5 protein-coding genes and 2 pseudogenes are annotated in these 7179 nt (G+C 63.7%); 2 read left to right on the top strand and 5 right to left on the bottom strand.

Translation table 11 applies throughout. The features are described from left to right. The 4 genes and pseudogenes from U9979_RS11575 to U9979_RS11590 all read right to left on the bottom strand — a co-directional run. Positions 1-858: pseudogene (locus tag U9979_RS11575) on the bottom strand (transposase); the annotation flags it as partial. Between the two features lie 359 nt (positions 859-1217). Beyond that, positions 1218-2267, bottom strand: coding sequence for an ABC transporter substrate-binding protein (locus U9979_RS11580; RefSeq protein WP_322751708.1), 1050 nt, complete (start codon positions 2265-2267; stop codon positions 1218-1220). A gap of 70 nt (positions 2268-2337) precedes the next feature. Beyond that, positions 2338-3210: an ABC transporter permease gene (locus tag U9979_RS11585; protein WP_322779390.1), complete on the bottom strand. Its 873-nt coding sequence runs from the start codon at positions 3208-3210 to the stop codon at positions 2338-2340. After that, positions 3210-4055 carry an ABC transporter ATP-binding protein gene (locus tag U9979_RS11590; protein ID WP_322779391.1) on the bottom strand — a complete coding sequence of 282 codons (846 nt, stop codon included), beginning with the start codon at positions 4053-4055 and terminating at the stop codon, positions 3210-3212. Before U9979_RS11590 ends, U9979_RS11585 begins: the two co-directional genes overlap by 1 nt. 289 nt (positions 4056-4344) lie before the next feature. Between U9979_RS11590 and U9979_RS11595 the strand changes: the two genes are divergently transcribed. Both U9979_RS11595 and U9979_RS11600 read left to right on the top strand, forming a co-directional pair. After that, positions 4345-5961, top strand: a complete 1617-nt coding sequence (locus U9979_RS11595; protein ID WP_322779392.1) for a sensor histidine kinase — start codon at positions 4345-4347, stop codon at positions 5959-5961. Further along, positions 5958-6659 (top strand): response regulator, encoded by a 702-nt coding sequence (locus U9979_RS11600; RefSeq protein WP_322770098.1) that lies wholly within the window; start codon positions 5958-5960, stop codon positions 6657-6659. Before U9979_RS11595 ends, U9979_RS11600 begins: the two co-directional genes overlap by 4 nt. A 159-nt stretch (positions 6660-6818) precedes the next feature. On the opposite strand, the pseudogene U9979_RS11605 reads toward U9979_RS11600, so the two are convergent. After that, positions 6819-7065, bottom strand: a pseudogene (locus tag U9979_RS11605) (DDE-type integrase/transposase/recombinase); the annotation flags it as partial. Between the last annotated feature and the right edge of the window lie 114 nt (positions 7066-7179).

Raw genomic sequence — 7179 nt, forward strand, 5'->3', positions numbered from 1 at the left:
GGCTGTCGGGCCGGGTGATGTCCGCGGCGAGCAGCCGCAGCACGCGGTGATGCCGGTCAGGGGGGTCGCGGTCGCCTCCCGCGGGTCGAGGATGGTGGTAATCAGGGCGATGACCTCGTGTTTCCCGTCGCCTTCCCGGTTGGGGACGTCGTACTCGACGAGGCGGGCGTAGCGGGCCTTCGCCGGGTCCAGCAGCGTGCCAGCCCGGGCCGCGGTGAGCAGCGCGTCACGCGCCTTCCCGGTGATCGTCGGGTTGACCAGGACCGTCAGGTAGGAACCGTCGGGTAGTGCCGTCAGCGGTGGCAGCCGCAGGGTGGCCTTGACTCGCCACAGCAGCGCCGCGCCGGTGTCCGCGGCCGTGCACCAGTCCGCCCAGGAGTAGAAGTTCCGATCCGCCAGCAGCAGCCAGTCGGACTCCAGACGCGGGTAGAGGCTGCGGGCGAGGGCCTGCTCGCTGGCGACCTTCGTTCCGCCGGCCGGGCCGAGCGCGGCGAGGACCACCGCGTGCGAGGCGCACTCGGACACGGTGACCGCGCGGACCTTCGGTAACACCCCCGGCGCGTCGTCGCGGCCGGCCGGCAGGCCGAACGCGGCGATGTTGTCCTTGGACGCCGGCGCGTCCCACGCCAGCCCGTCGATGCTCATCAGCCGCCACGGGCCGAGAAACGCCCCGACCGTGTCCAGGTCCGCGACCGGCACGGCGACCTGGGAGAACAGTTCCGCCAGCGGCGCCGGGCCGAGCCGCTGGCGGGCCCTGGTCAGCCCACCCGAGGTCGGTTCCCAGGCCGGCGAGGTGACGTCGAGGTCGTCGAGGGTCCCGGCCAGCCGGCTGCCCGCCACCGTCTCAGTGTCCGTCACACCCCACGATCATGCCGTCAACCAGGCAGAACTACCGCAAACGACACACCAGGCACGACCAAGATCCAACTAGCGTCAGTGGCATCGCGGCTACACCAGGCGATCTACTTCGACGACGGGGATATCACCGCGATCGCCTGAAACGGCTCTGTTGCATTAGGTGGAGCCCAACAGGGTCGAACGGTGACCTGTTATCGGTGGTCTGGTCAATGAGTACGAACGCGTCGCGCAAAAGCCCAGCTCAACGCTGGTGGCACAGTTCTGGCACCCCACAGGGTCGGGCGATGCACGCAGTGCCCGCCCATTCCAGGTAAGGGGATGGGCGGGCACAGTCGACTGCTCGGCGATGGATGGCGGCGTTATGTGGCGTTCTCCACAAACTGGTCCGTGTAGGTCTTGCTCAGGTCGATTTTCTTGCCAATGATGTTCTTGTTGAATGCCGAGAGCACTTTCAGGTTTGTAGGCGGTCCGTTGGGTGGCATGATGCCGGTCGGGTTGTAGATGCCTTTCTCGTTGTTGAGGGCGGCGACGTAGGCGTCCTTGCCGACACCGGCGTAGTAGTCGGCGGGCATCATGTCAGCGATCTGGGCGGCAGTGTGCTCCTGGATCCATTTCAGGGTTTTGACGTAGGCGTTGACCAGCTTCTGTACCGTTTGTGGGTTATTTTTGATATAGGAGGTGGTCATGTACAGCGACGTCGCCGGGTACTCGCCGCCGAGCGCCTGGGTGGCCCCAGCGTCAGAACGCATATCGAGCAAAATGTAGGCTTGCTTGTTGGCGAGCAGTTGCGACACGGTGGGTTCGGTGGTCATGGCGCAGTCAACGTTCTTGTGCGTCATCGCGCCGATCAAGGTGGCGCCGGCTTGGACACCGATTCGGTTGATGGTTGTGGGGTCTACGCCGTTCTTCTGCGCCAGGTACTGGGTCAGGAAGTCGGTGGACGAGCCCAGGTCGGTGATGCCGAGGTTACGGCCCTTCCAGTCGGCTGGGGACTTGATCTGGTTCTCGAGGTCGTTGCGGCACAGCTCGACCTCGCCAGGGGTGACCAGCATGGAGACCACGGACTCCACTGACTGGCCGAGGCCCTGCAGGTCGATGGTGTGGTCATAGAAGCCGCCGACGCCATCGACCTTGCCTGCGAGCATGTTTGTTGTGGCATCTACACCGGCCGGCTCGTCAGAGAGCGCGATGTTGAGGCCTTGGTCCTTGTAGTAACCCAACTGCTGGGCAAGCATGAAGGGAAGGTAGATCTGCTTGTTGAGGCCACCAACCATGATACTTACCTTGGCGCCTGAGTCGGTACCGACATTTGTTGTTCCGCTGCTGGTATGGCTGGCGTTCGAGCTGCATCCGGTTGCGACCAGGGCTGCGGCGATCCCGGCCGCGGCTAGTAATCTTGTTCTGGACATGCGGTTCCCCTTTTGTTGTGGATAGGAAAGCCTGGTCGGTATGAGCCGAGCGCGGTGAGTTCTCCGGTTGTTACAGGTCCGGTCCGGCGAGTTGCGGTGGCCGCCACCGGAGGAGACGGTTTTCGAGCTTGGTGATGAACCATTCCGCGAGCAGAGCGACCATGCCCATGATGACCATCGCGGCCCAGACACCGTTGGCGTCGAAGGTGCCTTGCGCGTTCTTGATAAGTACGCCGAGGCCGTGCGAGCCGCCGAGGAACTCTCCGACGATCGCGCCGATGAGGGCGAAGCCGAAGCTGACGTGCAGGCTGGCGATGATCCAGGTGAACGCCGACGGGAGTATGACCTGCCGGGTGACCTGCCAGGGGGAGCCGCCGAGGATGGTGGCGTTGGCGATGAGGTTGCGGTCGACTTCGCGGACGCCTTGGAAGGCGTTGAAGAACACACCGAAGAACACCAGCACGATGACCAGCAGAACCTTCGATTCGATGCCCAGGCCGAAGGCCAGCACGAACACCGACCCGAGGACAATGCGCGGGATCGAATTCAGGACCTTGATGTAGGGGCTGAATACGTCGGCGAGGAAACGGATCCGTCCGAGCGCGATCCCGGCGACGATGCCAAGCGCAGTGCCGATGGCGAAGCCGATCAGCGCTTCCTCCAAAGTGGTCTTGATCTGGTCTCCGAGAGAGCCGATCGCGGTTCCGTCGGCGACCCAGGTGTGTAGACGGCTGACGATCCCGGACGGCACTCCATATAGGATGATCTTTCGTGAATCGGACCCTACATACAGCTCCCAGCCGCCGATCACCACGACCAGGAACGCGAGCTGGGTGAGGTGAACGATGAGCTTACGTCGGCGTACTTTGGAGCGGTAGACCCGCTCATTCGCGGAGACCTCATGTTTCTCGCCCGCTGTCGTCAGATTCGCGGTGACGGTCATCACGGCGCCCTCTTCGTAGTCGCAGCGGTGGTCTGCGCATAGGCGATATCAACTTCCGAGCGTAGGGCTTCCCATATCTGATGGTAGAGATCGACGAAATGTTGCTCGAAGCGAATTTCCTGCACCACACGAGGCCGCGGCAAATCGATCTCGAAACTGGCATTGACGGTGCCGCCGGGACCCGCGGTGAGAACGACGACCTTGTCAGCCAGAGCGATTGCTTCCTCGAGATCATGGGTGACGAAGACGACGGCGGGACGAGTGAGGTCCCACAACTGCAGTAACTCATTGGACATGATCGAGCGGGTTTGAACGTCCAGCGCGCTAAACGGCTCGTCCATCAATAGGATCCGCGGCTCGTTGATCAGACTCTGGGCCAGGGCCACCCGCTTGCGCATGCCGCCGGAGAGCTGGTGGGGGAATCGGTCCTCGAAACCAGCCAGCCCGACCCGGCGCAGCCAGTCGCGGGCCTTCGTATTGGCCGCGGACTTTGAGGTGCCGCGAAAGCGCGGTCCTAGCGCGACGTTGTCGAGCACCGTCTTCCACGGCAGGACCGCATCGGTCTGGAACATGAACGCAACTCCCGGGGTGATACCCGATACGTCCGCACCGTGGACTTTGACCGTTCCCAGCGACGGTCGTTCCAGTCCGGACACCAAGGTCAGCGTGGTCGACTTCCCACAGCCCGTCGGTCCGACGATCGCGCAGAACTCCCCGGCCACCACCCCTAGATTCAGGTCTTTCAGCGCCGTGTACGTTGCCCCGGACGGGGTCGTGAACCTTTTCGTGACCGCTCGTAGATCGATCGCCAGCGTCCCGGAATCGCTGTGCTGTGGTAGTCGCACTGTCGCTGGTCCTTCCTGACTATGAAAAAAGCATCGCCGGCGCGGATCAGTGGGTGGCGTACCGGCTGTGTGGGAGGACAGTAGGAGTCTGGAAACGAGAGCGAAATAATTCAGAAGGTTGTGTGGCTATCCCGCGTTACTCGTCGTTCTGCTCGCAAAGCTCAGCGGCAGCGCCTTCTGGTGAGTTCAGTGCGTTCTGCTCGGCCGCCACTTACCATGTGGGATGCCGCGCCGCCTCTTCCGGAACCGGCGTAACACGTTCCATGATCGACAGAGTGGAGGAACCTCGATGTGGCGCTCACGCACCCTGGCATCGCAGATCCTCATTGGCGTGCTGGGCATCCTCGTTGTCACGATCGCGTTAGGCGGCGCGCTCTACGTCGAGCTCACCCGCCGGTCACTCGATCGGCAGTACGAGACGCGCGCCGTCGACATCGCCGCGACGGTGGCACAGATCCCCGACGTCAGAGCAGCGGTGTTACGCCCCGATCCCCAACGCGTCATCCAAGGTCTGGCCAACCAGATCGGGCGGAGCACCGGCGCAGACTATGTTGTGGTCGCCGACCGGGCAGGTGTCCGTCTATCCCACCCGAACCCGGCACTGATCGGGCAGCGGCTCGAAGAACCCGTGGTCGCCCTGGACGGGCGTACTCACGTCGGCATCGATCACGGCAGTCTGGGCCGCTCGGCCAACGGTAAGGCTCCTATCTTCGACTCGGACGGCGCCGCCATAGGTGAGGTCTCAGTCGGCATCCTGGAACGCAACGTGACGAGCCGGCTGCGGCACGAAGCCCTATTGATTCTCCTGTATTCGGCCCTCATCCTCGCACTCAGCACGGTTGCCTCGTGGGCGCTTGCCCGGACAATCAAGCGAATCACCTTCGGTCTGGAGCTGTCGGAAATCGCATCGCTGCTGCAGGAGCGCGAGGCAATGCTGCACGGCATCCGCGAGGGTGTGCTCGGTTTCGATGCCAACGGTTGCGTCAATCTGATCAACAACGAAGCTCGGCGGCTGCTGCGGATCACATCCACGGCAACCGGGCAGCACCTCGATGAGTTGGTGCCGCCCGGCCGGCTGCACGACATGCTCGCCGGCGACATCTCGGGCGCCGACCAGGTCGCCCTCACCGATGAATACCTACTTGTAGTCAACCGAATGCCAGTCCTACTGTCCGGGCGTGACGTCGGGTACGTGGTCACGCTACGCGACCGCACCGAGTTCGAGGCGCTGATCCGTGAGTTGCACGCGGTCACCGGCCTCACCGCGGCGCTCCGCGCCCAGGAACACGAGTTCGCAAACCGGCTACACGTCATCGCAGGCCTGCTTGAACTCTCCAAACCGGAGGAGGCAGCGAGCTATCTGGCCGAGATCTCCCAAACCACCCTTGGCCAAGGCGAGGAACTGCGAGCCCGAATCGCGCCGCCATCGATAGCCGCGCTACTCACGGCCAAGGTGACGATCGCGGCCGAGCAGGACGTACAGGTGATCATCGATGACACATCGCACCTAGACCAGCCCGCCATGGATCCTCAAGTACTAATAACGATCATTGGAAATCTGATCAACAACGCGGTCGACGCGGTCGCGGGTGAACCCGGCCCCCGGCAAGTCGGCGTACATATCAGCGACGATGACGGCGAGGTGTTCATCAGGGTCACCGATACCGGACCCGGCGTCGTACCCGACACGATCGAGGAAATCTTCCAGGACGGCTACTCCACCAAAACCCCCCGCGGGGAGATACGCCGTGGCCTCGGGCTCGCCCTGATACATCGGCTCGTACACCGTACCGGCGGCTCCGTCACCGTATCCCCAGGGCCAGGCGCCCGGTTTGAAGTCCGATTACCCATCCCCGATTCAACCACCTCAACGCCAGGCCTCAGCACACGGGAGAACTCACGGTGATTCCCATCCTCGTCATCGACGACGACTACCGGGTCGCCAGCATTCACGCGGCCATCGTCGAACAGGTCCCAGGCTTTCACTGCGTCGGAGAAGCACACAGCGCGGCCGAGGCACGCACCGCGATTCGCGACTTCCAGCCCGAGCTACTCCTCCTCGACATCCACCTACCCGACGAGGATGGCCTGTCCCTGTTGCGCACTCTGAAAGCCACAGTTGGCAGGGTTCCCGACTGTATCGTCGTCACCGCAGCCCGCGACCTCCACGCCGTACGGACGGCGATGCACCTCGGCGCCGTATACTATCTCGTTAAACCGTTCGGAGTCGGACAATTACGTGATCAACTTCGAGCCTACCGCCGGTGGCGCGAGCAGCTCGAGAGCTCCGACCAGGCTGACCAGGAAACCGTCGACGCCCTTTACAATCTCCTGCGCGCTCCGACCGCACTCAACTCCTCTCCACCCAGCCAACTACCGCCGACGATGGCGAAAATCCTCGATGCTGTCAGCGCAGCAGCTCAGCCGGTCAGCGCCACCCAAATTGCCCAACAGCTCGGTATGAGCCGCCCAACAGCCCAGCGCTACCTCGCTGACTTACAACGGCGTGGCCTAGTCGCACTCGATCTTGCCTACGGATCAACCGGGCGCCCCGTACACCGCTACCACCCAGCAGCCCCCGACCGCCGCCGAACAAGACCATAGCGTGGGCGCTGTTGATTGAGGGGACGGGCGTGAGAACGGTCCGGAGTCCGCCGTCCGGAGCCTCGCGGGAGCGGTCGACGCTCAACCCGACGGAGGGCTCGGATCGGCTTTGTTGCATTACGCGAAGGCAGGACATGGCAAGCTCTGTCGGACCGATGATCAGATCGTCAGGGTGAGCTCGGCGACGGCAGCCGGCAGCCGCAGGTGCGGGTCGGTGTCGACCCTGAGTTTGTAGTGGCCGCGGCGGATGTTCTCCCGCGAACGCATGCCCGGAACTGACCGGCTGGGCGGAGCGGAAGCGTTTCAGCCCGCGCATCGGCCGCAACCGGGCTTTCAGCTGGCTGTGATCGGACTCGATCCGGTTGTTCGCCCGCCGGGTATCAAGGTGATGGGCAGTGGGCAGCAGCGGGATTCAGCCGCGGGCGGTGTACCCGGGGCGCAGGTGGTCGATCAGCACGTCGGCCAGCGACACGGCCCAGCCGGTGTCGGTGCGGGTGTAGACCGGCGCGGGTCGGATCGG

The organism is Protofrankia sp. Cas4, assembly GCF_963555915.1.
In the GTDB taxonomy this organism is placed as follows: Bacteria; Actinomycetota; Actinomycetes; order Frankiales; family Frankiaceae; genus Protofrankia.

Bases quoted from the DNA above. Each gene is read 5' to 3' on its own strand.
- U9979_RS11580 (WP_322751708.1), bottom strand. From the start codon at position 2,267: ATGTCCAGAACAAGATTACTAGCCGCGGCCGGGATCGCCGCAGCCCTG.
- U9979_RS11585 (WP_322779390.1), bottom strand. From the start codon at position 3,210: ATGACCGTCACCGCGAATCTGACGACAGCGGGCGAGAAACATGAGGTC.
- U9979_RS11595 (WP_322779392.1), top strand. From the start codon at position 4,345: ATGTGGCGCTCACGCACCCTGGCATCGCAGATCCTCATTGGCGTGCTG.